Raw genomic sequence first — 25609 nt, 5'->3', positions numbered from 1 at the left:
TTACAGCACTTGCGGTGCGGTATCGAAACAGACCGAGAGTCTTTTCGAGTACTTACTTTCACCGGTGGCCGTAAGGCTCAACGCTTTAAAGTTGACTAGTCCCTTCACTTTGCGGGCGACGCGGTTGATGATCAGATTGAAGTACAGGTCTTCCACCTGCGGTAGCGTTTTGATGTCTTTTTGAAATCCAATCTTTTCACCCGTTCCGGGGCTAAATAGAAAACACTTGAACAATACCTGCCTCACTTTTTTTGCGTCAGTCATCGACGCACCCGAGATGTCTCTTTTGAGCTGAGTCAGGCACTCTTCGTCGAGTTCTTTGAAGTTCGCAAAGCCCGTGGGGTCACTCAAAAACGCGGCGTAGATGTCTACGCCAAGCCACATCAACTTTGCTTCCGGAAGACGTAAGCCTTCCCGGGCGCTGATGTGGTTGTACTGTGTCACTTGGAGGCGTAATTCTTTTTCACCGGGCTCCAGGTGCTCAGTAGGATCGAGGCGGTGATCGGGCCTGAGCGCGTATTCTGGCTCGCGCGCGGTTCTGACGTGGCGGCTGAAGAGTACCTCTTCGTTGTCCGCCAGGAAATCGCTGAAGGTTTTGTATCCCAACTTGGCCTCGTCGAAATCGGCGTCAATGGTAACCATCGTGGGTTTGATGCGAACGCGCTGAACCCACTCGTTGCCAAACCGTTGGCTCAGGTCCTGAATGGCTTGCACTAAAACCTCACGGGCGCCCGCCCGCGCTCCGGGGGAGGCAGTGCTCGTCGCCGGGCTCAAATCGTAGTAATCGATGAAGTCATCACAGTCAGCGATTGCCAGTTGGTTGCTGTCCTGGCTTATGCCAATCCCGGTAACCGCGGTGCCTACCTCTTTGAGTTGTTTTACGAAAGCGCACTGGCTATCGTCGAGCCCGATTAGCACGACCCGGTCGATAGCTCGCAGCTTATCCGCTTGGTCTAGCGTTACGGAATGGTGTTGCCTGATTTGCTCCGCGACGTCGCCACGGCCGGGAAAAATTTGGACCGGGCGCACCTTATTCTCGTGCAGCGTAGCGGCGTAGTTGCCGAAGAAGCGCCAATCCGCCAGGGCCGTGTGCCAGTTGTCTGGAGTAATTTCCTCGACTGCCCGGGCGATTGCCGGTACGTTAATTGCGGGAGGTTGATTGTCACCGGAGAAACGACGAAACCAGTTTGGACCGTAGTCCGATTCCATGACCGCATCGTGCAGCGTCTCAAAATCCCAAACCGCGAGCGCCTTTCCGTCCATTATATTGAGAGACTAAGCTTAAAGTCTAATTAAACTGTAAGTTACAACAAATTTAAACCTTTATGCCGTACCGGAACAATGTTTATTATAAAAGGAAACCCCCCGAAATTAAATTTCGAAGAGTTTCCGAGGTGTGATTTGTAGATAAATAAGTCGCGAAAAACAGTGGAGCCAAAATAATTAGTATGCCATCGCGACCTAATCTAGGTATCCTATGCTACGGTAGGAGTGAGATTAACTAGCCCGCGCAACCGACAAATCCCGCATGGCCTCTTCGTACATTTTTTGCAGTTTCTTGCGGGCGAAGAAAATTCGCGACTTAATCGTCCCCAGGGGGCTTCCCAGCTGCTCGGCGATTTCGTCGTACTTATAGCCCTGGAAGGCCATCAGAAAGGGGACGCGAAAATCGTCCGGGAGGCGGTCCACCAACTCCTGTAACTCATTAAAGGTTACGTCGTTTTCTCCGTCGTTGAGCACCGTCTTATTACCACTGTTGATGTAATAATTGTTGGGCGTTTGATCGATGATCAGGTTCCGACGGACGCGCTTGCGGTAATTGTTGATGAAGATGTTGCGCATGATGGTTACCGCCCAGGCTTTGAAATTAGTACCCGGGTTGTACTTCTCGGCGTTGGTCATGATCCTTAGCGCGGTATCTTGATACAGGTCTTCGGCATCGTTCATGTTTCCCGTCAACTTCAAGCTAAAAGCACGTAGACTATTAGTGATCTTGCTGAGGAGCTCCTGAATCTCTAGCTGTTGTTTTTTAGTCGCTTTCATGTTTCGGAAATTGGGGGGGGATGTAAAATATTTTAACAAAAGTAGGCTGTTCGACCGTGCAAAACAAGCCAAACTCATTACCCTATACGTAGAACGGTGCAAAATGTGTACCAAAACGCCGCAATATGACGATAAACGTAAAAATTATTGACAAATTTCAACCTTGAGCCCCGCCAGACTGTAAATGATTTCACAACAGTATACCCCCGAGTTATGAAAACTGCGCAAACCGTCGAAGCCACCCAGGTCTCCTTGCCTAATTTCATCGGCTCCAATTTGAGGGTGCTGCGCAAGCTGAAGGGTTGGTCGCAGTCCCAACTCGCCGAACGCGTCAACTTAAACAGGGGGAACATCGCCAGCTACGAGAGCGGAAACGCGGAGCCCAGTATCTGTAAAGCACTTAGAATCAGCAAGCTATTCGACGTCGACCCCCGCGACATTATCCGTCGCGACCTATCCGACCCCCAGGAATTACTACTCGCACAGATCGAGCACAGCCAGCAGGAAGAGATTCAGCGGGAACGCCTGACCCAACTCAGAATGGAAGCCAAACAGTTGGAGGAGCTGGTCCGCTCGTCCCGAACCTTATTTGCGTACAAGCGTGAAAACATTGAGCAACCCTGCCCCGCGGCCGACCTCATGTCCGCCCACTACGAGCAACTATTTGAAGTGACCCAGCAGTTGCTGCGCAACCACCAAGATTTGCTCAACGAGGTAGGTTGCCAGTGTGACTAGTTATGTTGCCAATGTGTCAGGCTATAGTGTCGCCCAGCGGGAGAATTATAAATACCAGCTTTCCTTGTTGATCGCTCTTGGTCACCACTGTTCGTCATCTACGGTCGCGGTAATTAAAATAGTCCAAAGAACCACTGGAATATCTGCACCGTAATGTAAACGACTACGGCGAATATGAGCAGTATCCCAATGAGGACACCCACTACGACGGGCCAAACGCTGCCCGTATGCTCGCCGTCGTCGTAGTATTCGCGCATCAGTACCGCATTGCGGTAATTTGCTTTGTAAATCAGGTCGAATACACTGCCGAGAATCGGAATTGACCCGACGGTAGCGTCGAGAAACACATTAACCATCATCTTGGCCACCAGCCGTGGGCTCGCTCCGTGCTTGGCCATCGTTGCCACTAACATGCCGGACATCCCGAGGGACACCACGTCGCCCGCCCCGGGGACGAGCCCGAGAATAAAATCTAGCCCGAAACGCTGTTGCGTACCGGGGATACGAAATTTCGTGTCCAGTAGCTGACTAAAGCCATCTACCCACCGCAATTGTGGGACTTCCCGCTGGCGGTCGGTGAGTATCTGTTGGGGGGAGTGGGTTGCTTCTTTGTACATGAATGGATATTACTTCCAACGAACGTGTTTGTGCCTTCGAGGTTTGGCGAGTACCGTGTTTGCCTAGCGAATCCGCCCCGCCATATAGAGCCACGCGCGATTACAACATCGTCGTCAGGAATAAAAGCAAAGACCGTAAACTGGTGGCCGTTTATTCCACAGTGATCCCTAGCATATTGTCGCTCACGTTTCTGTTATTAGATCCGACTCAACTGAAAAAACCTAGCCGCCAGGGCTTGTACCTGGTGGGTAGCAACGTGACGTGTGGCCCGTTCAGGCCCGGCTCGAAAAAAAGTAATCCGAAGTGGTAGGTATCCACGCTGGCGGTAACCTCCGGCCAGGTCTTAAGCTCCTCCCAAGCCCGTTCCATGCCTTCCGACCAGTGGATGTCGGCGACGACGAACACGCTGGCCGGTGTCCGCGCATTCAGTAGTTGTCTTACGTAATCAAGGGTCGCTTGCCGGCGGTGATCACCGTCGATGAAAACAAGATCGTATGGCTTCTCCGCCGTGGGTGGATTATCGTGCAGCCAGTCACTGAAAAGTGCGCAATCCGCGCGTGGTTGCAGGCCCGCAAGCTTAAACGTTGTTTGCGCCAACGTAGCTACTTCCGGGTTCCCCTCTACGGTATGAACCTCCGCGCGTGGATCGGCCTCGGCCAGGTACAAGGTAGAAATTCCGGCATTGGTGCCAAATTCGAGTATTCTTCTGGCCCGCACCCACAGCGATAGTCGAAACAGAAACCGTCCGCTACGGTCACTAATTGCGTTGGTTGCGACCAGGGAGGCGGCACTTCGCTCCGACCGGTTCGTTGTCTTACTCTTTGCCCCCTGCGCGCGCAGTTTTACGCTTTGCCGCTGCCCCTTCCAGTATTTACGAATGTCACGGATTTTCCCGAAAGCGTGGTAATACCGGTCGTCGCGGTACACCTCCCGGATAAAACTGACTAAGTGCGGGGAGTGTACGTCGTACCGCGTCTGCGCACGCACGTACCACCGCAGGGTCGAACCGATGCGGAACAACCAGTAGGATAAGGGCGCATTCATGGCGGCAAAGGTATGTTTTTACCTACTCTCATTTTGGTCCGAGGGAGGAGTTTAGCTTCGCTGCTGCCTTCGGCGGTGGGCGCGGTCGCGGGATGCAAAGGTGTTCCCGTAGATAAGCGCATTATTGGTACCGGCGGATGCAGCGCAACCCGTACGCAGAGTTCTGTATTCTCGGGGCAAACGCATCAAAATTAATTGTCGGTAAATTATTTATTTGCTTTTCAAACGAACGCAGTGAGCTGTCGTATGCGGTAGCAGACCGCCGGAGGCAGCAGCGCAGCTAATCAAATGTAGTTTATAGAGAGCACGAACTACAGCGTAGCTAATCGCACATCGCACATCAAAAAATGCAGCTTACGCAGTTTGCTGCGTTCACCCTAGCTGTATTTCCTGCCAATGTGACCCACCAACTTCCATGGTCTTACTTTTGCAGCCTTAAAACCAATGAAAAATTTATTCAAGATGTCTAAGAACACCACCGACAAAGATTCCATCGTGAACGACGAGCTCCTGGAAAACGCCGGTGCCGGCCCCGAAGGCCAGACCGTTGGCGATTCCATCGAGGAAGAACTTGAGGACTATCAGGAGCCCGCCGCCACGGCCAGTAACGAAAATCTGATCGCGAGCCTGGAAGACCAAATCGCCGAAAAAGATGACCGTCACCTGCGCCTCTACGCTGAGTTCGAAAATTACAAGCGACGCAGTCAGCGCGAAAAGCTCGACCTGATGGGCACGGCCGGCAAGAAGACCATGCTCGCCCTTCTTCCCGTCCTCGACGATTTCGACCGCGCACAAAAACAAGCGGAAAGTGACGAAGGCACGAAGCAGATCTGGGAGAGTGGCGTAGGCCTCATCCGTAAAAAGCTCCTCAAAAACCTGGGCGATCTCGGTTTAAAGACCATGGAAAGTACCGGTGAGGATTTCAACGCCGACCTCCACGAAGCCATCACCGAAATTCCCAGCCCACAAATGGCCGGTAAGGTGGTTGACACGACCGAGCGCGGTTACACCCTCAATGGTACCATCATCCGCCACGCCAAAGTCGTCGTCGGAAAGTAAGGTATTGATTCATTTAGATTGAAGCGAACCCCAACCCCGGGGCACCCCGCGAACCGAAGTGGCCACAACGCGCCACGTACGTATAGATTATGGCTAAGAGAGATTATTACGAGATACTGGGAGTCAGCAAAGATGCCGACGCGACTAAGCTGAAGAAAGCGTACCGCAAGCTGGCCATGAAGTATCACCCCGACCGTAACCCGGACGATAAGGCTGCGGAAGACAAGTTCAAGGAAGCCGCTGAAGCCTATGACGTGCTCAACGACGAGGAAAAGCGCGGTCGCTACGACCGCTTCGGCCACGCGGGCGTCGACCAGCAAGCCGGAGGTTTCGGCGGTGGCGCCGGTGGCATGACGATGGAAGACATCATGTCTCAGTTCGGCAACATGTTTGGCGGCGGTGGCGGTGCCGCGGGTGGTGACTTTTTCGGTGGCGGTGGCGCCCGCCGGCAAGCGCGCGGCGAGAGAGGCTCTAACCTGCGGATCAAAGTATCTCTCACGCTCGAAGAAATTGCGGAGGGCGTTTCGAAACGCATCAAGGTGAAGCGCCAGAAGGACTGCGAGGTGTGCGACGGTAGCGGAGCTAAAGACTCGGACAGCATCACGAGTTGCGGCACGTGCAACGGAGCCGGCGTCGTGCGGCAAGTGCGCTCTACTTTCCTCGGGCAAATGGCCACTACGACCACCTGCCCAACCTGTTCGGGTAGCGGAACCGTCATCAAAGCCAGTTGTAATAACTGTAAGGGTGAAGGCCGCGTCTACGGCGAGGATACCATCGAGGTAAACATCCCCGCCGGCGTTGAGCAAGATATGCAGCTCAGCATGCGTGGAAAAGGGAACGCCGGCCGCCGCGGTGGCCCCGCCGGAGACCTACTCATCAACATCAAGGAAAAAGCCCACGAGTTTCTCCAGCGCGACGGGCAGAAACTTATCTACGATCTCTACCTCAACTTCGCCGATGCCGGTCTCGGAACCTCCGTCGAAGTGCCGACCATTTCCGGCCGCGTGAAGATCAAGGTACCCGCCGGTACGCAGTCCGGTAAGATCTTTCGGTTGCGCGAAAAAGGCCTCCCCGCCCTTCAGGGCTACGGCAGGGGCGACCAACTCATCCACGTCAACCTCTGGACGCCGAAGAAACTCACCCGCGAGGAAACCGAACTACTCGAGCGCATGCGCGAAATGGACAACTTCAAGCCCCAGCAGGAAAAGGGCGACAAGGGATTTTTCGAACGGATGAAAGAGTACTTCAACTAGTGACCCCAAAATCACGAAGCCCCGGCGGTACACCAACCACCGGGGCTTTTTACGTTAGTCCACCGCCACCAACAACAGCCACCGTCATGCCCAGTGTCATCCGCCTATTCTTTCTCCTTAGCCTGATCGTTGGCGTGGCGTCCTGCGGACCAACCGTAGTCTACGAAGAAACCAAACCTACCTCCGAAGCCGGCTGGCCCTACGCGGATACCCTTTCCTTCGTTTTCGACGTAGCGGACACGACCCAGGCGTACGATCTGGAGGTTGTGGTAACCCACGGGACGAATTTTCCCTACGAAAATTTCTACCTCCTCATCTACACCGATCTACCCACCGGCCGTAGGACCAAGCAATCGGTCAGTCTCGACCTCTCCGGAGACTTTGGTGCCTGGAATGGTGATTGCTCCGGCGAGCGGTGCGAGCTGACGATTCCGATTCTACTGAACACGCGCTACCAGCAAGCCGGGCGCTACGGCATTACGTTGGAACAGTATTCGCGCGAGGAGACGCTTCCCGCCATTTATGCAATGGGCTTACGCTTGCTTCACCACGAGGTCGGCGGGTGATTCTCTTGTACTAAAGATTGATCTTCTGCTCCCAGTGTAACGATGAGTCCCATAATAACTTCTTACCACACAAAACACAAAAGAAGCAAAATACACAGAGCGAAACTTTGACTAAGCGCCCCGTCCTTAGGTGCTTTCCCTTGCGTAGTTTTTGTGTTCAGTTTGTAGGTCATCCCGGGCGCTGAAGATCCTGTGCGTAGGTTCCGGTAATACACAAACTCCGGTAGCATCTCTTCTCCACCACAAAGACACGGAGAAAACAAAGAAGAACTGCCTTCTGTGAACTTTGTGTTCTGTGTGGCTAAGTACTCCGGTTACCGTTAGTTATTAATCTAGTGACTTCACGTTATCCCGGTACGGGCTCATCCCGCCGGCGCATCACCGGTATCTCCTTAACGACCATTTGTAGTGTGAGCGGCAGTCTCCCCTCCAGCAGCATTACCTTACCCCGGCGCATGCTTTCGGTTACTTCGTGCGTGTAGTGTCGGATGGTAATTAACTCCAGGTTTCGGTCCACCGTCGTCTTGAACTCCCGTTCCACCAGCGCCTGAAAGCGCTCGATCCGGTCGTCGATGTCATTGACGACGATGTTGAAGCTGATCGCCGTGTTCTGCATCATGTTCACCTGCAAACGGGTTGCCGTAATGTGGTCAAACAACTGGCTAATGTGGTGCTCGGCGACGAAAGAAAAGTCACGCGTGCTGATGTTAACCAGTGCCTGCTCTTTCTCGACGGCCACCATGGGCGGGTAACTATCCCCTGCCTCCCCCGAAATGATGGTACCCGGCGCGCCCGGCTCGATGAAACTCCGGACGTGGAGGGGAATACTCTTGTTTTGGAGTGGTTTGATCGTCTTCGGGTGGATGACCTTCGCGCCGTAGTAAGTCATCTCGATGGCCTCCTTATAGCTCAGGCGGTCGATCTTGGTGACGTTGTCGAACAGGCGGGGGTCGGCGGTGAGAACGCCGGGCACGTCCTTCCAAATGTACATCCCCGCCGCATCGAGGCAGTAGCTAAAGATGGCCGCGGAGTAATCCGAGCCTTCCCGCCCGAGGGTTGTCGTATAATTTTCGCTGGTGTTGCCGATGAAGCCCTGGGTGAGGACGAACCCCGGGTTATCCAGTAGTGGCGCTACGAGTTTGGTCACCCGGTCCTGCGTTTCGGGCCACTGTACCCAACCCTCCCGGTAGGTATTATCCGTAACGATGCAATCCCGCGCGTCGATCCAGGAGGTAGGGAGATCCTGGGTGTTGAGGTAAGCAGCTACGACGTGGCTACTCAGTAACTCACCGACACTGACGATCTGATCGTAATCGTAATCGTACAGTACGTTAGGATCGTCCTCAAACATCCATTCTACGCTTACGAGCAGGTCATTTAAGTTTGCGGCCAGTTCGGCGGGCACCTCCCCGAATAAGTCATTGACGACCTTCAGCATCCCGACGTGGACCTCGCCGAGTTTCGCCTTTGCGGTATCCAGGTCGCCGGTGTGGTAGGCTTTCGCCACTACTTCGAGCGCGTTGGTCATCTTGCCCATCGCCGATACGATAATCACGACCGGGTCGCTTTTGAACGAGCGGAGGATCTGGGCGACGTTGCGGATGGCCTCGGCGTCGCGTAGCGATGCGCCGCCGAATTTGAACACTTTCAGTGGGGTAGGGAGCATGGTCAGGTTTCTTGGGGCCGCGAAGATAATACGGCGCTGGCGCTGGTGCCGGGTTGGTGTAGGAAAAGGAGCGATCCCCGTACCGCATCAGCCATACAGCCGACCCCGTAGTCTTGTTGCACCGAGACGGTTCGTTACTTCGCGGAAAGAAACACGGCAGTTGCGCCCGTACGGTACGCGCTCAACCAAAAATTCCTTGCACCCGCGTCCGCGCCCACCGCCGAAGGCAGCAGCGAAGCTAAATTCCACCGCCAGCGCAGTGGCTGTACGATGCGCGGCACCGAACATTAGTTACTCATAAGTATTTGCCGACCATCAGCTCAATCCAGACCCAAAATCTTCCGGTTCGTCGCCGCATCGGTCGCCGCACCGGCAAAGTCATCGAACGCCCGCTCGGTCACCTCGATAATGTGCTCGGCGATGAACGGTGCCCCTTCGGCCGCACCCTGCGCGCTCGACTTGATGGCGCATTCCCACTCCAATACCGCCCAGCCGTCGTAACCGTACTTACTCAGTTTCGAGAAGATGGCTTTGAAATCCACCTGCCCGTCGCCGAGGCTACGGAAGCGCCCCGCGCGGTCGGCCCAACCGGAATAACCGGAATAAACACCCTGGCGACCGGTCGGATTGAACTCCGCGTCCTTCACGTGGAAAGCACAGATGCGCTCGTGGTAGATGTCGATAAACTCCAGGTAGTCGAGCGCCTGGAGGACGAAGTGACTCGGGTCATAATTAATCTGCGCGCGCTGGTGGCCACCACACGCCTCTACGAACCGCTCGAAGCTGGTCCCGTCCATCACGTCCTCCCCCGGGTGGAGCTCGTACCCAACGTCGACGCCGCACTCGTCAAATACGTCCAAAATCGGCGTCCAGCGCTTACCGAGCTCCGCAAAAGCATCCTCCACCAGGCCGGCGGGGCGCTGCGGCCAGGGGTACACGTAGGGCCAGAGCAGGGCACCGGAGAAGCTGGGGTGTGCGTTGATGCCAAAATTACGGCTCGCCTGAGCGTTCCATTTCATTTGCTGGGTGGCCCATTCCTGGGTGGCCCTGGCGTTTCCCGCCACTTCTTTGGGCGCGAAGCCCTCGTACATCTTTTGGTAGGCGGGGTGAACGGCCACCAATTGCCCCTGAAGGTGGCTGGCGAGTTCGGTAATCGTGAGGCCGTACTCACCGACTTTGCCCTTTATTTCGTCACAGTAAGTCTTGGACGTCGCGGCTTTTTCGAGGTCGATCAAGCGCGTCTCCCAGGTTGGGATTTGAACTCCTTTGTAGCCGAGGTCGGCCATGTACTGGCAGATGCCGTCAAGAGAATTGAAGGGAGCTTCATCCGCCATGAACTGGGCGAGAAAGATGGCGGGGCCTTTGATGGTTTTCATGGTCGTGTAGATTTATTGGTGGCGGAAAGAGATGTTTGGAGGACGGAATATACCCACTCTAATCGAATAGCTAATTCGCTAGCTTTGCGCCCCAAACCACAAAGTATGAGAGTTTCCGAACTACCCAGCACCGAGTACGCCGAATTCTACGCCGGCTACGTCAAGTTGATCCCCGATCTTACCCTCCGCTCCGCCCTCGACGAAAGCGCGGCCGCGCTGCTGGACGTCATTACTCACGTCCCGGAAAATAAGTTCGATTACGCTTACGCACCGGGCAAGTGGACGGTCAAGCAAACCCTCCAGCACATCCTGGATACCGAAAGAATTTTCATCGTCCGCGCGCTCCGCATCGCCCGGGGGGACAAATCGGCCCTGCCCGGATTCGACCACGAAGCTTTCGCCAACGTCATGGACGTGAGCCAACGCGATTTTAAACCGATGATCGAGGAGTTCCGCCACGTCCGGCAGTCGGCACTGATGATGTTCAAAAATTTCACCGAGGCGGATATGCTCCGGATCGGGACGGTAAGTGGCGGACCGGCCAGCACGCGGGCGGTCGGCTTCATCATCGCCGGGCACACCTTTCACCACGCGCGGCATTACCGAGAAGTCTTTGGGCTGGGGCAAGCAGGTTAGTGGATTGAAAAGCTTGCCGGTCTTCACAAGTATTTCTCCAGCACACTCAGGCGGTGCAGTAGATACTGATCATCCGGCGCGTACTTGATGCCTTCGTTAATGTAGTCGACGGCGCGTTGGTAATCCGCCACCAGAAAATGGTAGTACGAAGCGGAGGTGAATGCCGTCAGTGTCCACAGGTTGCGGTCCTCACCGATTGACAAATCGATCAAAGACTCCCGGAAACGATCGAGGGCGATTTCCGCGCGGTCGACGCGGTTAGCGGCGTAAAGATCGCGGACCTTAATGGCCTGCTCGCGCAGGTAGAGGTCGATGAACCGGGGGTGGTCTTTGAGGAACGGATAATCACTCGCCGCCGCCTGCATCCGCTGCTGAAAGTCCGGCCCGTCCGTGCCGCCGCCGCGGAGTTGGTCGACGATGATCTCACCGAGCAGGTACTTGACTTTGGCGTCGTCGGGGTGCTGCTCGTACAGGCGCGTAGCGAGCTGGCGGGCGGCGGGGCGGTTACCGGTCTTGAAAAAGTGACTCAGTAGCCTCAACTCCTGCAGTTGCGTCATCTCGGTACGCCACTTTTCCTGGCCGGCGGGGGCTTTGTCCAGGTAGGACTGCAGGAGAAAATCGGTCATCCCCGGCGTGTCGCCGGTCAGGATCAGGCGCTGTTGTTCGTCGAAGTGGTGCAGGATCGCGGCCGGTAAGTATTCGTTGTCGGGCTCCGAGTTCCAGCCGTCGAAGAGCGTAGCCAAATCACCCGCCACCTGGGGTTTAACGCGGGCGGCGAGTTGGGTCTGGGCGGCCTGGAGGATGACGAGGAAAGCGGCGCGGTCTTCGTACTGGAGGGCGTTTTCGGCCAGCAGGATCGCCGCCGGGTAGAAGCCATTGCGGTAGGCGGACTGGGCGGCGACGTACTGATTGTAGGCGGCAAGTTGCTCGAAGGTGAGACTTTTGCCGGGCTGGTAGTAGTTGGTGCTAAAAGCAATCTTGGCGTTGTTACCGCTCAGCGGCGGGAGGTCGGGCAGGATGGTGGCGCGGACCGCGGCTAGGTAGTCGGCGCGGAAGGCTACGGCGCGGGCTTCCCCCACCTCATCGTCTTCGCCGAAGTAAAACGCCTCGTCGCGGCCACCCGGGTCGGCAACGACGTAAGCTTTCCAGTGGTCGACGTAAATGGCGTACTCGATGTCGTATTTCTCCAGGCAGAGCACGGTGAGCGCGGCCGCGGCGGCACCGCTGTAGTGGTGGGTGCGCAGCACGTCGTCGAGGCTGGCGCTGGCGGATTGCACCCGGAACACGTTCTCCGCAAGGTACTTACGGATGCGCTTGATCCGCTTTTTCTTACGCTTGCGGTGGACTTTTTCTTCCGTTTCCATTTCCCGGAACAAGGTCGTCACGCTTTGGTACAGGAACTGCCGCTTGGTCACCGTCGCGGGTTCGTCTCCGGGCAGGAGGAGGCGGAGCCGTTCGTAGAGATCGTCGGCGGAAAGCGTGACCGAAGTAAGGAAGAAGACAGTCAGCAACAGTAGGCGCATAGGGGGCGGGAATGAGGCGTGAAGGTAAGGCGTGAACGGTAGCGTAGCCTTGCTATTCTTGCCGTTTAACTTTGCACCCGCGACCGCGCCCACACGTCATGCGTGACTCTAATAACTACCGGGGGTGCTATGTATCTGGCGAACACAGCTAGGCGTCGATGACCGGCGCGTCGGTCGCAATTTTAAACTTTCGAAGTAAGATCATCCCCAGCGCAAAAAAGAAGCTCAGCGCCAGCAAACTGAGGCGCATGCTTCCCGTGATCTGGTCGAGAATGGCAAAAATTGCCGTGCCCATAACGATGGCTACCTTCTCCAGGATATCGAAAAAACTGAAGTAACTCGTTACGTCTTTCTTCGTGGGCACTAGCTTCGCGTAGGTCGACCGGCTCATACTCTGGATGCCACCCATCACCAGCCCGACGGACGCCGCCACCAGGTAGAAAGTAGACTTATCCTGCACGAAATATCCCGCCAGACAAATTCCCGTCCAGATAACCAACTGCACGTAAATGGACACTTTATTCCCGTATTTTTTACTAATCGCGGCCGCCAGGTAAGCCCCCGCAATCGCCACTACCTGGAGGATCAGCACCACCACAATCAACTCACTCGTCTCGAACCCCAGTTCCTTACTCGCGAACAGGCTGGCCAGAAAAATTACCGTCTGCACACCCGCCGAATAACTAAAAAAGGCCGACAGGAACCGCACCGTGTTCGGCGCCGCTTTGATCTTTTGCCAGACCCCCGTGAACTCCCGCCAGCCCCGGCCGGCCATGTCCGCCAACCCCGCACCCGGCACCCGCACGTCGTCGGGCAAACGCGCCAGGCTGATGTTGGCAAAAATCAACCACCAAACGCCGACCGTCACGAAAGCCAACCGCACCATGAACGTGTCCGGATCGCCCAGCCAGGCGGGTAAACCGGTCAAGTCCCCGGCACCGACAAACTCGGGCTTTTGCACCATCACCAGGTTCAGGATCAGGAGTAGCACCGAACCGATGTACCCCATGGCAAAGCCCCGCGCGGACAACTTGTCGAACCGGTCCGCCGTCGCGATCACCGGCAGAAAGGAATTGTAAAACACCAAGCCCCCCGCGAATCCAATAAGCCCCAGTGCGAAGCCGATCGTGCCCAACCAAAGCGTATCCGGCCCCTCGAAAAAGAACAGACTCAGGCACGCGAGCCCGCCCATGATGGTGAAGGAGCGCAGGAAACTTTTGCGCCGCCCGCCCGCGTCCGCGATGCCCGAAAGGATCGGCGAGAGCACGGCGATGATGAGGTAAGCGATCGTGATCGTGGCCGTGAACCAGGACGAATTGCTGATCTCGGCGCCAAAAAAGCTGATCGTTTCGTCGGTTACCGAATTCCAGTAGGGTGGGAAAATGGCGGTGGTGATGACGAGCGCGAAGGCGGAGTTCGCCCAGTCGAAAAGTGCCCAACCGTTCAGCGTCCGTTTGTCGTTCAACTGGCCGTCCTCGGTAGCGTCAGGGGTCTTATTTACGTCCATATCGCGCCAAGGTAGGTCTATTTGCCGGGAAAAAATTCTACCTTTCCGGGCATGAACACCGCAGTATTTCCCGGCTCCTTCGATCCCATCACGACCGGCCACGTCGACCTCGTCCACCGCGCCGCGCCCTTATTCGACAAGATTGTCGTGGCCGTCGGCGTCAATAGCCAAAAGAAGCATCTTTTTCCGCTCGAACAACGGCTAACTTGGTTGCGCGAGGTTTTTGCCGACGAGCCAAAAGTGGAGATTGCCAGCTTCGAAGGGCTAACCGCCCACTTCTGTCAAAAAATCGAGGCCAGGTACCTCCTGCGGGGTCTGCGTAACGCCAGTGATTTCGACTACGAAAAGACCATCAGCCAACTGAACGGCATCGTCGGGGAAGGGCTGGAAACCATGTTTCTCATTAGCCAACCCGCCTTTTCGCACATCAGCTCGACCATCGTGCGGGAGATCATCAAGGGTGGGGGAGACGCCTCGCCATTCTTACCACCGGGCGTCGATGCCCCGCACTCTTTCGGATCCTGAAGTGATGTGAGCTACTCTTTAGTTCAGGTACCCCTCAGTCGTGGAGCTAATTTCACCAATACTTCCATCTTTTCTCATCACTTATACAGTCTACTACCGTGCGCAAAATCGTCAACATTAAGGAGAAATACGCCCAATTTTCGGATCACTGGTCGCCCCGGGTGGTCGGTGAACTTAACGGGCAGCAGGTGAAACTAGCCAAAGTGAGTGGTGAGTTAGTTTGGCACGACCACGCTACGGAGGACGAACTGTTTCTCGTGCAGCGAGGCACTTTTTATCTTGAGTTTCGGGACGGCACTACCGTTGAGCTCAAGGAAGGTGAATTCTACATCGTGCCCCGGGGCGTGGAGCACCTGCCCTACACTAAGAATGGGGAGGAAGCCTGGCTTCTCTTACTGGAGCCAGCCACGACTAAGCACACCGGAAACGTCGATCACGCGCTGACGCAACGTAAGGCTGAATTTTTGTAGGGTACCACTGGGCGCGGTCGCGGGTGCCATGTTTTTTGGTAGAACAGACGTTGAACTCGATTCGGAGCTGGATAATCGTTTGTGTAGCGCGGAGCGTACTCCTAGTGTCTTTAATAAGTTTCGCGCGCCGAGTTTCTCCAACTGATCAAATTCTTATCTTGGCTAACACATTTTCGCGTTTCGACAGTAGGGCCCGGCCATAACATTTTTACCTCCACGCAGTTAAAACAGCAAAGCCACACCCGATGCGCGTTCTAGTCCTGCTACTCTCTGTTTTTCTCCCGGTCTTTTTGATCGCTCAGGCGAGCGTCGAAGACTTCACCCTCGGCGGCACCGCCCGCATCCTCAACGACGAGTGTATCCGTCTGACTCCGGACGCCCAGTACGCCAGCGGTTCGGCCTGGTACGAGAAAGCGATCGACCTTACCCGCCCCTTTGAGTTAACTGTCTGCCTCGTGCTCGGAGAAAATGATGACCTGGGTGCCGACGGCATCGGGTTTGTTTTTCACCCCACCCGCCAGACTGGCTACCGGGGCGAAGGCATGGGCTTCGCTGGCTTGGTGCCTTCACTCGGCATCGAATTCGATACCTACCAAAACTACCACCTCGCAGACCCGAGCCAAGACCACGTAGCCATCTCCATCAACGGCCAGACGCACCACTACGCCAGCGTATCCGGCCCTAATCCTGTCCCGAATCTAGAAGATGGCAACAAGCACTTGCTCTGGATCAACTGGGACCCAATCTACCAAAAACTCACCGTCCAACTCGACGGCAAGGAGCGCGCCAGCCTAGAAGCGGACATTGTCGATAAAGTTTTCCAGGGAAACGCTACCGTTTACTGGGGCGTCACCGCCGCTACCGGTCGCAAGACGAACTACCAGGATATTTGTATCAAGAAGTTAGTCTTCGCCGAAGCGGGGTATTAGGCGGTAGTAGGGTAAGGCGGGAAGCAGGGTAGGCGGTAGGCGGTAGGTTGACTCCTTTTGAAATATGGAGTGAATACAACTATCGTCGCCTACCGCCTACCGCCTACCGCCTACCGCCTAAAAGCCTACCGCCTACCGCCTAATTCCCCTCACCCAAAATAAAAAGAGACCCAAACCGAAGTAAGGGTCTCTTAAAAGAAAGGGTAGAAGACCGGGTTCGAACCGGCGACCTCTGGAATCACAATCCAGCGCTCTAACCAACTGAGCTACAACTACCAAATTAACTAGCATACGTCACGCGCAAAGCGGGTTTGTTTGCTTAAGCGCCGCAAAGGTAATTTAGTTGCGGCCACTTCCCAAAGAAATTGGCGAAGAATTACGCTTTTGTGGGTAGGTATTTCTTAAGTGCCGCCGCCATCTGAGTTTGTAAACGCTGCGCGGAAGCTCGGGCCGCTTCGGCAAAGTCTTCTCCCGGGCTGGCGTACAATATGCCCCGGCTCGAATTCACGAGCAGACCACAGTGATCGTTCATCCCGTATTTACAAACTCCCGCTAAATCACCGCCCTGCGCGCCGATCCCGGGGACGAGGTAGAAATGGTCCGGCGTCACGGCGCGTAATTCCGCGAACTTTTCGGCCTGCGTGGCACCGCAGACGAACATCAGCTGGTCCAGATTTCCCCACGCCGCCGTGCGCTGCATGACTTTTTTGTACAGGGGTTCCCCGCCGTCCTGACTTGCGTGCTGAAAATCCTGGCTTCCCTGATTACTCGTTAGGGCAAGCACGATGGCCCACTTCCCCTCGTATTCTAAAAAGGGACGCACGGAATCCTCGCCCATGTACGGCGCCACCGTGATGGAATCCGCCCCGAGGGTGTGAAACGCGAAGTTGGCGTAGTACCGGCTCGTGTTGCCGATGTCACCCCGCTTGGCATCCGCGATGGTGAAGTGATCGTCGCCAATGTAGTCCAGGGTGTCTTTGAGAATGCGCATCCCGTCCAGGCCCAGCGCTTCGTAAAAAGCAGTATTGGGTTTGTAGGCTACGCACAGGTCGCGCGTCGCGTCAATGATGGCTTTATTGAAAGCCAGTACGTCGCCGTTCAGGTGAGCGGGCATCTTTGCCGGGTCGACGTCTAGCCCGACGCAGAGGAAAGATTGCTTTGCTTTGATGCGGTGGAAAAGTTCGGTTCTGGTCATTCTGGGTTTGCGTATGGATAAATGATGCGCGTGCGAAATTGTCCGGCGTCGCGCGTGTCCGTTGGCCCGACGACGTATTCTTCGATGCTCGGTATCAGGGGCCGCAGCCCTCTGTTAGCGAGCTCCTGCCCCAGCGCGTAATGATAGGCGGACAGGCGATCGTACGATCCGGCGAATTCGACGGATAGTGCTGGTCCGGCGGGCATAATCACCGTGGCGTAAGGGGATAGGGTAGTGCCGACTTCGACGGGCAGTGCAACGGCTACGTCACCGCGCCCCCGTTCGGTATCCCAGCCGTAGGTAAGCAAGGTCGCGGGGCCGGCCGGCGGTACGCCCGCTCGTTCGCTTTTTCGCACCAGAGAGTCAGTTTCGATGGCGATAAAGCCGTTGACGTCCTGAAAGCTCAGCTCCTGGCGAAAAACCAGGTAAGTGCGGTCCGGTAGTTCCAAATCGACGTACGCCACCTCCAGTGTTTGCGTGGTCGAGTCACCGCCTTCCCGCACGCCGTCTGCTGTGGTCGGGACGTCCGACTGGTTGCAACTGGTTACGAGGACCAAGAGTAAACAGAACGTGAGGAAAGCGAAAAGTCGTAAGCAGTGTGACATGGAAGGATGGTGCTGACAGCGCTGCTGAAGTACTGAAGTAAGCCGCGAAGATAAATCAATTCCGTTCTCAACGATCTCCGCGTACACCGTCGTGGGCTACTCAACGCATCGGTAACCAATAAGTGGAATACTGAACTTGCATCCTAAATAAGATCCACAACTCAAAATTTCGGGCAAACCACCTTCCGCCGGAATTTAGCGGGCTGCCGGTAGATAACGCTTAGCTCCCAACCACCCCGGCCGCTCGTCACGGTCGTCAACTCACCGACGCTGATGTCGTAGCTGAGGCCGAACTGGACCCGCTCCGTTTCCAAACCTACGGTGAAGATGGCGGCGTTCATCCCAAAGCCACCCGCCTGATTGCTTCCCTGCGCCCACAGGCCGGCCCGTAACGCAATTTCTCGCCACTCGCGCTGGGTATAACGGACGTTGGCACCAATCAGCGCGTCGAGTGAGGGGCCCTGGTCCATTATCCGGAACGCGGGGAGTAAACTCATGTCACCGGCGCCGATTGGCAGCTCCCCACCGCCGTGAATGACCAACCGGTAGTTAAGCTCATCCGTGCCGCCGGGCAGTGGGGATACGTTCGGAGTATTTAGGTGATAGGCACTGATTCCGGCGTAGGCACCCTTGCGGTCGCCAAACTCACCGAACCAGGCCACACCCGCGTTCACGTCCAGGTAAGTTCCAGAGCCGTTCCCGGTAAAAGGCTCACCGTTCGGTAAGGTCCGGTCGAGGTAAGCCTCCCGGGTGGTGTTGTCGACGAAGTATTGATTGGAGAACCAAATCTTGTTGAGGTCGAATCCACGTTGCCCAAAACCAACCTGCGCGCCGCCGGAAAGGTACTGGCCGACCCCCCGCCGGTTGGAACCCGCGATCTGCTGCTGATAACTCGCACCCACCAGACCTTGGGAACGGTTGAAGTTGCTGGTCGGAGCATCGTCCCGCTGCAGTTGCGCGCCAAAGCCGAAATAGTTCCCGCCGCCGGTGGGCCGCCGTATTTCCAGGCCAGCCGCGTAGCTGCGGTACCCATCCGCACCGGGCAGGGAAGTGTACAACTCCCGGTAATTGGCCGAAAATTGCAGTCGACCGGGAATGACGCCCGTTAGGGCCGGGTTGACGAGCTGGCTGCTCGCGTTCATGTTCACAAACCTGGCATCCTGCGCCCGCGCCAAAAAGGGTAACGCCAGGAGCGCTACCAATAAAAAGATCCGAAATCCGCAGTGTTGCGCGTTCATAGTGGCTGAGGATTAACGGATTAGCGTGGTTTGGCCCGAAAGTGTTTCCTGGGAACGATCGTCATATTCGACCACGAGCTTGTAGAAATATACGCCCGCGTTGTGACCATCGCCGTCCCAACCGGCCTCCGGATCGTTGACCATAAAGTCAGCCCCTTCGTAGATCAGCGTCGCCCACCGATCGTACACCTGCATGCTCACCACGCGCGTTCCCGGCCGACCGTGGACCAGCAGTACGTCGTTCCGTAGATCACCGTTGGGCGTAAAACCCGTCGGCACGGCTACTTCCCGAATCTTCCGCACCCTGATTCGGATCCGATCTTCGGCCGTGCAGCCGTTTCCGTCGGTTGCGACCAAGGTAAAATCCGTTTCGAATTCCGGTTGGACAACGGGGTCGGCACAGTCGCGACAGCTGATCGAGGTCGGCGCGGAAGGGCGCCAGGCGTACTGCACGCCCGGGCGGCCACCGATCAGCGTTGCGCTCAGCGTAAGACTATCCCCAAAGACGATGGTGCTATCCGGGCCGACGCTCACGCCGAAAAAGAGACCATCGTCCACTACGGCCAACGCGTCGTCCGCGCAGCCATTTGCGTCCGTCACGAATACGGGGTATTCTCCCGCCGCCAAGCCCAGAAAGATACTGTTGCGACCGGCCCCGCGCTCGCCGAGTCGGTACGTGAAGGGTTGGTTGCCACCACTGGCCACCAGGACCGCCGCGCCGGAAAAGCCGCCCAGGCAGAGTACCGAATCCGTCATTACGTCAAGCACGAGCGTATCGGGTTGGGTGACGTTGAAAGTATCCAGATCGGTACAATTATTTTCGTCCGTCAGGGTCAAAAAGTAATTTCCCGCGATCAAGTCGGACAGTACTGGGTCGGTACTCCCCGTGCTCCAGCGGTAGGCGTAGGCGGGGGTCCCTCCCGTGCCGGAGGCCGTCAGGCGGGCGTCCGCTTCGCCAAAGCAGGAGACGTTTACCCCCGCGATGCTCGATAACAGCGGTTGCGGTTGGGTGAGTGTCACGAAGGTATCTACGGCGCAACCCTGAACGTCAGTTACCGTGAGCGGGTAGTCTCCGGCGGGAAGGTTGCGGACGGTTGACTGGTCACTATTTTCTGCTTCCGGGCCCCACGTGATGACGTAGTTTCCGGGATTAGGGCCAGTGATGTCCGTGATGGTCAAACCACCGTCGGATCTACCGAAGCAGGTAACCCGGTTTTCGCTGGAGGTAAACGTGATGGGGGGTGGCGCACTTAACTCAATGATAAACTGATTCGAGCATCCATCCTCGTCAGTTGCTGTAAGTGCATAGGTGCCAGCGGATAAGCCAGTTCTGATTAGAGAGGAATTGCTTGGCTGGTCGGACCAAGAAAGCGTGAGGTTCCCCGGGTTACTTGCTATGGTTACGGAGATGCTTCCGTCATTGCCCCCGTTACACGTAGGAGGCGCGACGCTCGATCCAAAATCTAATTGTAAAGCACTGAAATCCACGTCAACTTCGACGGTCTGCGAACAGCCGTCGGCGGTGGAGATGCTTAGTACATAAATGGTCGCGGTCGCGGGTGCAATGGTTGGGGTAGGGCAGTCCGTACAACTCAGTGTCCCGTCACTGGGCGACCAACTGTAGGTGACCTCCCGATCGTACCGCAGCGCGATGGACCAGCTGGCGAGGCGGGAGACGTCGTTTCCGGCCGCATCCCAAATCTGCAAGGTCCAGTCCCCGTTGATGGCCTCCCCGTTCAGCGCGGCCCAATTATTATTGACCGGAATGAAGGTGCCAGAAAATGGACTACTCCCACCGCCGATGGCCTGCGTAGCCGTCGGGGCGAAACACGTATTTGATAACCTGGCGTTGTTAGCGGAAATAGATTCAAGCAAGCGTAATGTCGTTCCGTCTGGGCTGAGCAGTTGTACCGTAAGCTCGGATAGCTGGTCAATATTCTCCAGGTTGATACAGACCGATTCGATGTCCCGCGCGACGTCCCGTACGGTAGCCGGGTTGTGGTCCGTTACGCGGATCGTCGAACCGTAAGCTTCCGTTTCGGATGGGTACAGACTATTTGAAACTTCGTCGAAGGCGATGGACTCCCAGATAATTACCGTGTCTTCCGCAACGGCCGTGCTGAAGTCTACGGTGATGTCATCTCCCTGGCAGACACTGGTGTCTATGCCCGGGATCGCCGGTCGGGCCGCACGATCGCTACAGTCCCGCGCGAACGGAGATTCGACCAGCAAGGTGAGCGTCGTATCGAAGCGGCAGGAGAAATCGTCTTCCGTTACGATTCGGACCTTTTTCGGGCCGGGATTATTCGTGTTGAGTGCGGCTCGCGTCGGCGTGTAAGCATCATAAAGGTTGTTATCTTCAATCGTGACGGAAGAAAGCGGGACGGTAAATTCTTCGAGGTTAGGGAAGACGTCGGAGGCGAACTCGATTGTCCAGGAGTAAACGGTGCCGTTGTCATCCGGTAAGCTATCCAGGACGTTGAAAGACCAATTACCATTTAGCTCACAGCCGATGAATTCATCAAAACTACCGCCCTCCGCGCGGTAGTCGATTTCTGGGATTTTCTCACCCGCATCAAAACTACCTCGCTGCACAACTTCGCGCATTGTTGCCGGGGCGTTGGCCGTCCAACAGTACGTGCCGGGTGGGTCGGGGGTGATGGTGAATTTATCCCCGAGCCCAAGGGTTTGGTTGCCCACCCGGCCGACGATGTCGGAGCTGTAGCGGTGGAGGTCGAGCTTGGTGCCGTCCGGGCACTCCACCGAAATACCTAAATCACCAAGAAAGGAGTGCTCCATACTCGCACAAATACTCACGATCTGGTCGCCCCGTTCGAGGCGCTGCCCATTGGCGAAGCTCGAGAACTCGAGTGAGCTCTGGTAAGTCGTAATGTCGTCCGGTAGGGGAGTTAGTTCGGAAAAAGTCTGACTGGTACGGAACGAAAAACGCTGCGGCGTGGGCGAGATGTTGAGCGAATTCGGGTCCGTTCCGCCGACGTCGATAATGATTTCGTCGCCGGGGTAAATGTTTGCTGGAAGGTTACTGGGTTCGTTGAACACGGGAGCGGGGGCGACGCGGACGCGCCGTGTCGTCCGCAGTGCGTTACGGCAACCGCGCTCGTCTTCAATGGTAAGGTTGATCTGGTAGGCACCCGGTTCTTCGTAAATATGGGTGACGGTCGGGCCGGTCGCGCTGGTACCGTCCTGAAACGTCCAGGTGAACTCCGAGGTAGCGTCACTCTGTGCGTATTCCTGCCCATCCTCCGGGTAACGCCCCTCGGCACGCAGCGTGATGGGGTCGCCGGGGCAAACGTCGATGAAACCCTCGTCCGTATCCGGCAGGCGGGGTGGCGTGGTACCGAGAATAACCGCCGAAATGGGTTGGCAAGGATTAACGCAGATAACGGACGCTTTCCAGCCGTTGAGGGACGTACCGCCGCTCGTAAACTCAAAAGTCAGGCACCCCGACGCGTTACCCGCCGTAGACCTGAAGGCAACGCTCGAGTCATCGTTCGTGCCGGTGAGGCTTCCGAGCAGCGGCGCACCGGTGGTATTGCCGTTGTAAATATTCAGTACACCATCGATCTCAATTTCCGAGAAAAACACGCGCACACTTTCTCCCGAGCTTCCGTCGGAGCAAATCGTGGTGGTCTGCACTGCGCCCGCCCCGCCGTGACCGCCACTTTCGCCGCCCGCGTCAAAAAAATTGCCGTTACAGGACGAGATTTGATCGTTCTGGCCAATCAAAATAACGTCCTGCGCCACCACCGTCAGGGAAAGTAACGCAAGAACTGACGGTAGTAGATAACGAACGTACAATCGGGCCATGGGAATATCTTGTTAATGGGGGGCTACCTGCTTATTGTACCTTCCACGGCACCCGCGAAAGCGCCCAAAAACCGCCCCCGTTGACGCTCCGAACGTGATCCGTAACGTGTAGTGGAGCGACGGACCTGAGGAAGGCTAGAGACCGTTGACAAAGGTAACGAGGGCTAATGATCCGCAACGGGGGCTGCACGACAAATGCCTCCCGGCGGCTATCTTTGCCGGAAACGTAAAAAGCTATGCTGGTATTGGACGGAAAGGCCCTGGCCGCGACAATAAAGGAAGAATTGAAGCAGGAGGTCGACGTAATTCGTCAGGCCGCCGGCAAAATTCCTCACCTCGCCGCCATCCTCGTCGGAGACAACCCGGCCTCCCAGGTGTACGTCCGCAATAAAGTCCGTAGCTGCGAGCAGATCGGGTTCCGCTCCACGCTCATCAGGATGCCGGAGGACGTTACGCAAAGTGAAATCCTCACCGAAGTTGCTAAGCTTAATAACGACCCCGACGTAGACGGATTCATCGTTCAGCTGCCCCTCCCCAAGCACATCGACGAAGACCAGATCAACCTCGCCATCGAGCCCAGAAAAGACGTGGACGGCTTCACCCCGGTCAACATCGGGTTGATGACCCTCGGCCTGCCCAGCTACCTTCCGGCGACCCCGAATGGCATCATGACCATGTTGGAAAGATACGGCATACAAACGACTGGAAAAGAAGTAGTTGTCCTGGGTCGGTCAAACATTGTCGGAACCCCGATGACCGTGCTTCTGAGCCGCAAAGGTGAGCCGGGCAACGCAACGGTTACGCTGTGCCACAGCCGCACTGAGGATATGGCTTTTCACACCAAACGCGCCGATATTCTGATCGCCGCCATCGGTCGCCCGGAAATGATTACCGCCGACATGGTGAAGGAAGGCGCGGTCATCATCGACGTCGGTATCAATCGCGTTGACGACGCTACCAAAAAGCGCGGCTACCGCCTCTGCGGCGACATTGACTACGCTGGTTTGGAAAGTAAGGTGTCCGCCATGACGCCCGTCCCCGGTGGGGTGGGGCCGATGACGGTGGTGAGTTTACTGATGAACACGTTGCAGGCCAGCAAGAGCTAGTCAGACGCTTCGCTTTCGGGGTGCTGCGTACTTTAGGTGCTTCGCCTTTGGGCAGCCACACGTTGGAGCTGTGCGGTGGCCTAAAAGAATAGCGTCTAAAAGAGCGCAAGCTCGTCTAAAAGCGAAGCGTCTAAAGAGGTGAAGCCGTCTAAATAATTCCTGTTTCGCCAAGGTACCGCTCCGCATCCAGCGCCGCCATGCAGCCCGTGCCGGCGGCCGTAATCGCCTGGCGGTAAACGTGGTCGGCCGCGTCGCCGGAGACGAACACGCCGGGGATATTAGTTTTGGTAGAATTTGGGTGGTGCATTAGGTAGCCGGTGTCTTCCATGTCGATCCAGTCGCCAAACATTTTCGTGTTGGGGATGTGGCCGATTGCGACGAAGAAGCCATCGACGGCAATCTCCTGCGTCTCACCCGTCTGGTTGTTCTTGACGCGGACGCCGGTGACGAATTCGTCACCCAGGACCTCCTCCGTCTCAGTGTTCCAGTAGATGTGGATGTTCTTCTGCTTCTTGACGCGCTCCTGCATAATTGCTGAGGCGCGCATCTCGTCGCGGCGGACGAACATGTGGACTTCCGGGCAGAGGTTACTGAGGTAGAGCGCCTCTTCACACGCGCTATCGCCGGCCCCGACGATGGCGGTTGGTTTGCCCCGGTAGAAGAAACCATCGCAGACCGCACAGGCGCTGACGCCGTTGTTCATCAGGCGCTGCTCGCTTTCGATGCCGAGCCAGCGGGCGGTGGCGCCGGTGCTGATGATGACGGTGTGGGCGGCGATCTCTTCGCCGCTTTCGGTATAAACTTTGTGAACGGGGCCGGAAAAATCGACGCGGTCGATCAGTTCGTACTTCACTTCGGTGTTGAAGCGCTCGGCCTGCTTGCGCAAATCTTCCATCATGGCCGGGCCCTGGATGCCTTCCGGGTAGCCGGGGAAGTTCTCCACGTCGGTGGTGATCATCAACTGGCCGCCGGGTTCCTTGCCGGTGTAGAGAACGGGATTGAGGTTGGCGCGGGCGGCGTAGATGGCAGCTGTGTAGCCAGCGGGGCCAGAGCCAACGATGACGGTTTTCAGAGGTTCGGTTCCCATGGGGGTTGCTAAATTTTGGGCAAAGGTAAGAATTCGTTCCGCGGGTAGTTTTCCCGTGGAGTTACGCGTAATTAACAGCCGCACTTCGGCCAGGGTTGAACGGTAGTTGACGTACTCCGGCGGGCCTGTCGGAAAGCGATATTTTAGCGTATTAAGGCGCGGCCGCCGGTGCCGGGAAAATCACGGAAGAGCAAAGTAGTGCTGGCGCTAAACCGCAGCGATGGCTTCCAGTTCGATTAAGCATCCGTAGTGCAGTTCGCCGGTCGGGACTACACAACGGGCGGGGCGGTGGTCGCCAAAGAAATCGGAATAGAGTTGGTTGACGGTATCCCACAGCGCGATATCGGTCAAATAGATACGTACCTGGATGACCCGGTCGGTGGAACTACCCGCGGCGGTGAGTAAGTGAGCGAGCTTGCTGAACACTAATTCAGTCTGGGCTTCGATCCCGTCGGGTACTTGACCCGCTTCCGTCCGCGGAATCTGACCGCTCACGTATAGCGTTCCGTTATGTTCTACGATGGGGCTGTAGTGACCTTCTGGCGTAGGAATATCCTTGTTCGTGACGATTTTCATACCGACGAAGGTAGCTAAAGCACG

At 56.4% G+C, this 25609-nt stretch carries 23 protein-coding genes and 1 tRNA gene; 9 read left to right on the top strand and 15 right to left on the bottom strand.

Translation table 11 applies throughout. From position 1 onward, the window contains the following. Together GGR27_RS03540 and GGR27_RS03535 are read right to left on the bottom strand one after the other, a co-directional pair. Entirely contained in the window at window positions 1-1263 is a 1263-nt protein-coding gene (locus GGR27_RS03540) for a hypothetical protein (RefSeq protein WP_168036001.1), read from the bottom strand. A 234-nt stretch (window positions 1264-1497) separates the two neighbouring features. Next, the gene (locus GGR27_RS03535; protein ID WP_168036000.1) at window positions 1498-2043 is read right to left on the bottom strand and encodes an RNA polymerase sigma factor; all 546 of its coding nucleotides are present in this window, start codon (window positions 2041-2043) and stop codon (window positions 1498-1500) included. 213 nt (window positions 2044-2256) lie between these two features. Here GGR27_RS03535 and GGR27_RS03530 point away from each other — a divergent pair, with 213 nt between their 5' ends. Further along, window positions 2257-2778: a helix-turn-helix transcriptional regulator gene (locus GGR27_RS03530; protein WP_168035999.1), complete on the top strand. Its 522-nt coding sequence runs from the start codon at window positions 2257-2259 to the stop codon at window positions 2776-2778. A gap of 113 nt (window positions 2779-2891) precedes the next feature. On the opposite strand, the gene GGR27_RS03525 is transcribed toward GGR27_RS03530, so the two are convergent. Together GGR27_RS03525 and GGR27_RS03520 are read right to left on the bottom strand one after the other, a co-directional pair. After that, entirely contained in the window at window positions 2892-3395 is a 504-nt protein-coding gene (locus tag GGR27_RS03525) for a DUF4112 domain-containing protein (RefSeq protein ID WP_168035998.1), read from the bottom strand. Between the two features lie 208 nt (window positions 3396-3603). Further along, a complete protein-coding gene (locus GGR27_RS03520) occupies window positions 3604-4440 on the bottom strand; it encodes an O-methyltransferase (RefSeq protein WP_168035997.1) in 837 nt (278 codons plus the stop codon). Window positions 4441-4902: 462 nt separating this feature from the next. Between GGR27_RS03520 and GGR27_RS03515 the strand changes: the two genes are divergently transcribed. The 3 genes from GGR27_RS03515 (at window position 4903) to GGR27_RS03505 (ending at window position 7318) form a co-directional block, all read left to right on the top strand. Then, window positions 4903-5499, top strand: coding sequence for a nucleotide exchange factor GrpE (locus tag GGR27_RS03515; protein WP_168035996.1), 597 nt, complete (start codon window positions 4903-4905; stop codon window positions 5497-5499). 89 nt (window positions 5500-5588) lie between these two features. Further along, window positions 5589-6752, top strand: coding sequence for a molecular chaperone DnaJ (dnaJ, locus tag GGR27_RS03510; RefSeq protein ID WP_168035995.1), 1164 nt, complete (start codon window positions 5589-5591; stop codon window positions 6750-6752). 86 nt (window positions 6753-6838) lie between these two features. Continuing rightward, window positions 6839-7318 carry a gliding motility lipoprotein GldH gene (locus GGR27_RS03505; RefSeq protein ID WP_168035994.1) on the top strand — a complete coding sequence of 160 codons (480 nt, stop codon included), beginning with the start codon at window positions 6839-6841 and terminating at the stop codon, window positions 7316-7318. A gap of 346 nt (window positions 7319-7664) precedes the next feature. Here the strand turns inward: GGR27_RS03505 and GGR27_RS03500 are convergent, their stop codons facing one another. Beyond that, the gene (locus GGR27_RS03500) at window positions 7665-8984 is read right to left on the bottom strand and encodes an aspartate kinase (RefSeq protein WP_168035993.1); all 1320 of its coding nucleotides are present in this window, start codon (window positions 8982-8984) and stop codon (window positions 7665-7667) included. A gap of 320 nt (window positions 8985-9304) precedes the next feature. After that, entirely contained in the window at window positions 9305-10360 is a 1056-nt protein-coding gene (locus GGR27_RS03495) for a sugar phosphate isomerase/epimerase family protein (protein ID WP_168035992.1), read from the bottom strand. 105 nt (window positions 10361-10465) lie between these two features. Between GGR27_RS03495 and GGR27_RS03490 the strand changes: the two genes are divergently transcribed. After that, entirely contained in the window at window positions 10466-10996 is a 531-nt protein-coding gene (locus GGR27_RS03490) for a DinB family protein (protein ID WP_168035991.1), read from the top strand. Between the two features lie 23 nt (window positions 10997-11019). Here GGR27_RS03490 and GGR27_RS03485 read toward each other — a convergent pair whose 3' ends face one another. Further along, window positions 11020-12519, bottom strand: a complete 1500-nt coding sequence (locus GGR27_RS03485) for a hypothetical protein (RefSeq protein WP_168035990.1) — start codon at window positions 12517-12519, stop codon at window positions 11020-11022. Between the two features lie 148 nt (window positions 12520-12667). Continuing rightward, on the bottom strand, window positions 12668-14026 hold the full coding sequence (locus GGR27_RS03480) for an MFS transporter (protein WP_168035989.1): 1359 nt from the start codon (window positions 14024-14026) through the stop codon (window positions 12668-12670). A 51-nt stretch (window positions 14027-14077) separates the two neighbouring features. Between GGR27_RS03480 and coaD the strand changes: the two genes are divergently transcribed. From coaD to GGR27_RS03465, 3 genes are all read left to right on the top strand, one after another. Continuing rightward, the gene (coaD, locus tag GGR27_RS03475; RefSeq protein ID WP_168035988.1) at window positions 14078-14551 is read left to right on the top strand and encodes a pantetheine-phosphate adenylyltransferase; all 474 of its coding nucleotides are present in this window, start codon (window positions 14078-14080) and stop codon (window positions 14549-14551) included. Between the two features lie 98 nt (window positions 14552-14649). Then, window positions 14650-15021, top strand: a complete 372-nt coding sequence (locus GGR27_RS19955) for a cupin domain-containing protein (RefSeq protein WP_168035987.1) — start codon at window positions 14650-14652, stop codon at window positions 15019-15021. Window positions 15022-15266: 245 nt separating this feature from the next. Then, entirely contained in the window at window positions 15267-15950 is a 684-nt protein-coding gene (locus tag GGR27_RS03465; RefSeq protein ID WP_168035986.1) for an L-type lectin-domain containing protein, read from the top strand. Window positions 15951-16152: 202 nt separating this feature from the next. On the opposite strand, the gene GGR27_RS03460 is transcribed toward GGR27_RS03465, so the two are convergent. From GGR27_RS03460 to GGR27_RS03440, 5 genes are all read right to left on the bottom strand, one after another. Then, window positions 16153-16226, bottom strand: a tRNA-His gene (locus tag GGR27_RS03460). 100 nt (window positions 16227-16326) lie between these two features. Beyond that, window positions 16327-17145: an orotidine-5'-phosphate decarboxylase gene (gene pyrF / locus GGR27_RS03455; protein ID WP_168035985.1), complete on the bottom strand. Its 819-nt coding sequence runs from the start codon at window positions 17143-17145 to the stop codon at window positions 16327-16329. Next, window positions 17142-17750, bottom strand: a complete 609-nt coding sequence (locus tag GGR27_RS03450; RefSeq protein ID WP_168035984.1) for a GyrI-like domain-containing protein — start codon at window positions 17748-17750, stop codon at window positions 17142-17144. The genes pyrF and GGR27_RS03450 overlap by 4 nt, the downstream gene beginning before the upstream one ends. 161 nt (window positions 17751-17911) lie before the next feature. Next, window positions 17912-18988 carry a PorP/SprF family type IX secretion system membrane protein gene (locus GGR27_RS03445; RefSeq protein ID WP_168035983.1) on the bottom strand — a complete coding sequence of 359 codons (1077 nt, stop codon included), beginning with the start codon at window positions 18986-18988 and terminating at the stop codon, window positions 17912-17914. Between the two features lie 12 nt (window positions 18989-19000). Further along, window positions 19001-22816: a proprotein convertase P-domain-containing protein gene (locus tag GGR27_RS03440; RefSeq protein ID WP_168035982.1), complete on the bottom strand. Its 3816-nt coding sequence runs from the start codon at window positions 22814-22816 to the stop codon at window positions 19001-19003. Between the two features lie 236 nt (window positions 22817-23052). On the opposite strand from GGR27_RS03440, the gene folD reads away from it, so the two are divergent. After that, the gene (folD, locus tag GGR27_RS03435) at window positions 23053-23922 is read left to right on the top strand and encodes a bifunctional methylenetetrahydrofolate dehydrogenase/methenyltetrahydrofolate cyclohydrolase FolD (protein WP_168035981.1); all 870 of its coding nucleotides are present in this window, start codon (window positions 23053-23055) and stop codon (window positions 23920-23922) included. A 148-nt stretch (window positions 23923-24070) separates the two neighbouring features. Here folD and trxB read toward each other — a convergent pair whose 3' ends face one another. Together trxB and GGR27_RS03425 are read right to left on the bottom strand one after the other, a co-directional pair. After that, window positions 24071-25009: a thioredoxin-disulfide reductase gene (trxB, locus tag GGR27_RS03430; protein WP_168035980.1), complete on the bottom strand. Its 939-nt coding sequence runs from the start codon at window positions 25007-25009 to the stop codon at window positions 24071-24073. Between the two features lie 207 nt (window positions 25010-25216). Then, on the bottom strand, window positions 25217-25585 hold the full coding sequence (locus tag GGR27_RS03425) for a RidA family protein (RefSeq protein WP_168035979.1): 369 nt from the start codon (window positions 25583-25585) through the stop codon (window positions 25217-25219). Between the last annotated feature and the right edge of the window lie 24 nt (window positions 25586-25609).

Origin of the sequence: Neolewinella antarctica, assembly GCF_011927835.1 — a bacterium.
GTDB classification, from domain to species: Bacteria; Bacteroidota; Bacteroidia; order Chitinophagales; family Saprospiraceae; genus Neolewinella; species Neolewinella antarctica.
Note: the sequence above shows the minus strand (reverse complement) of the source record. Positions and strands in the feature narration are given on the sequence as shown.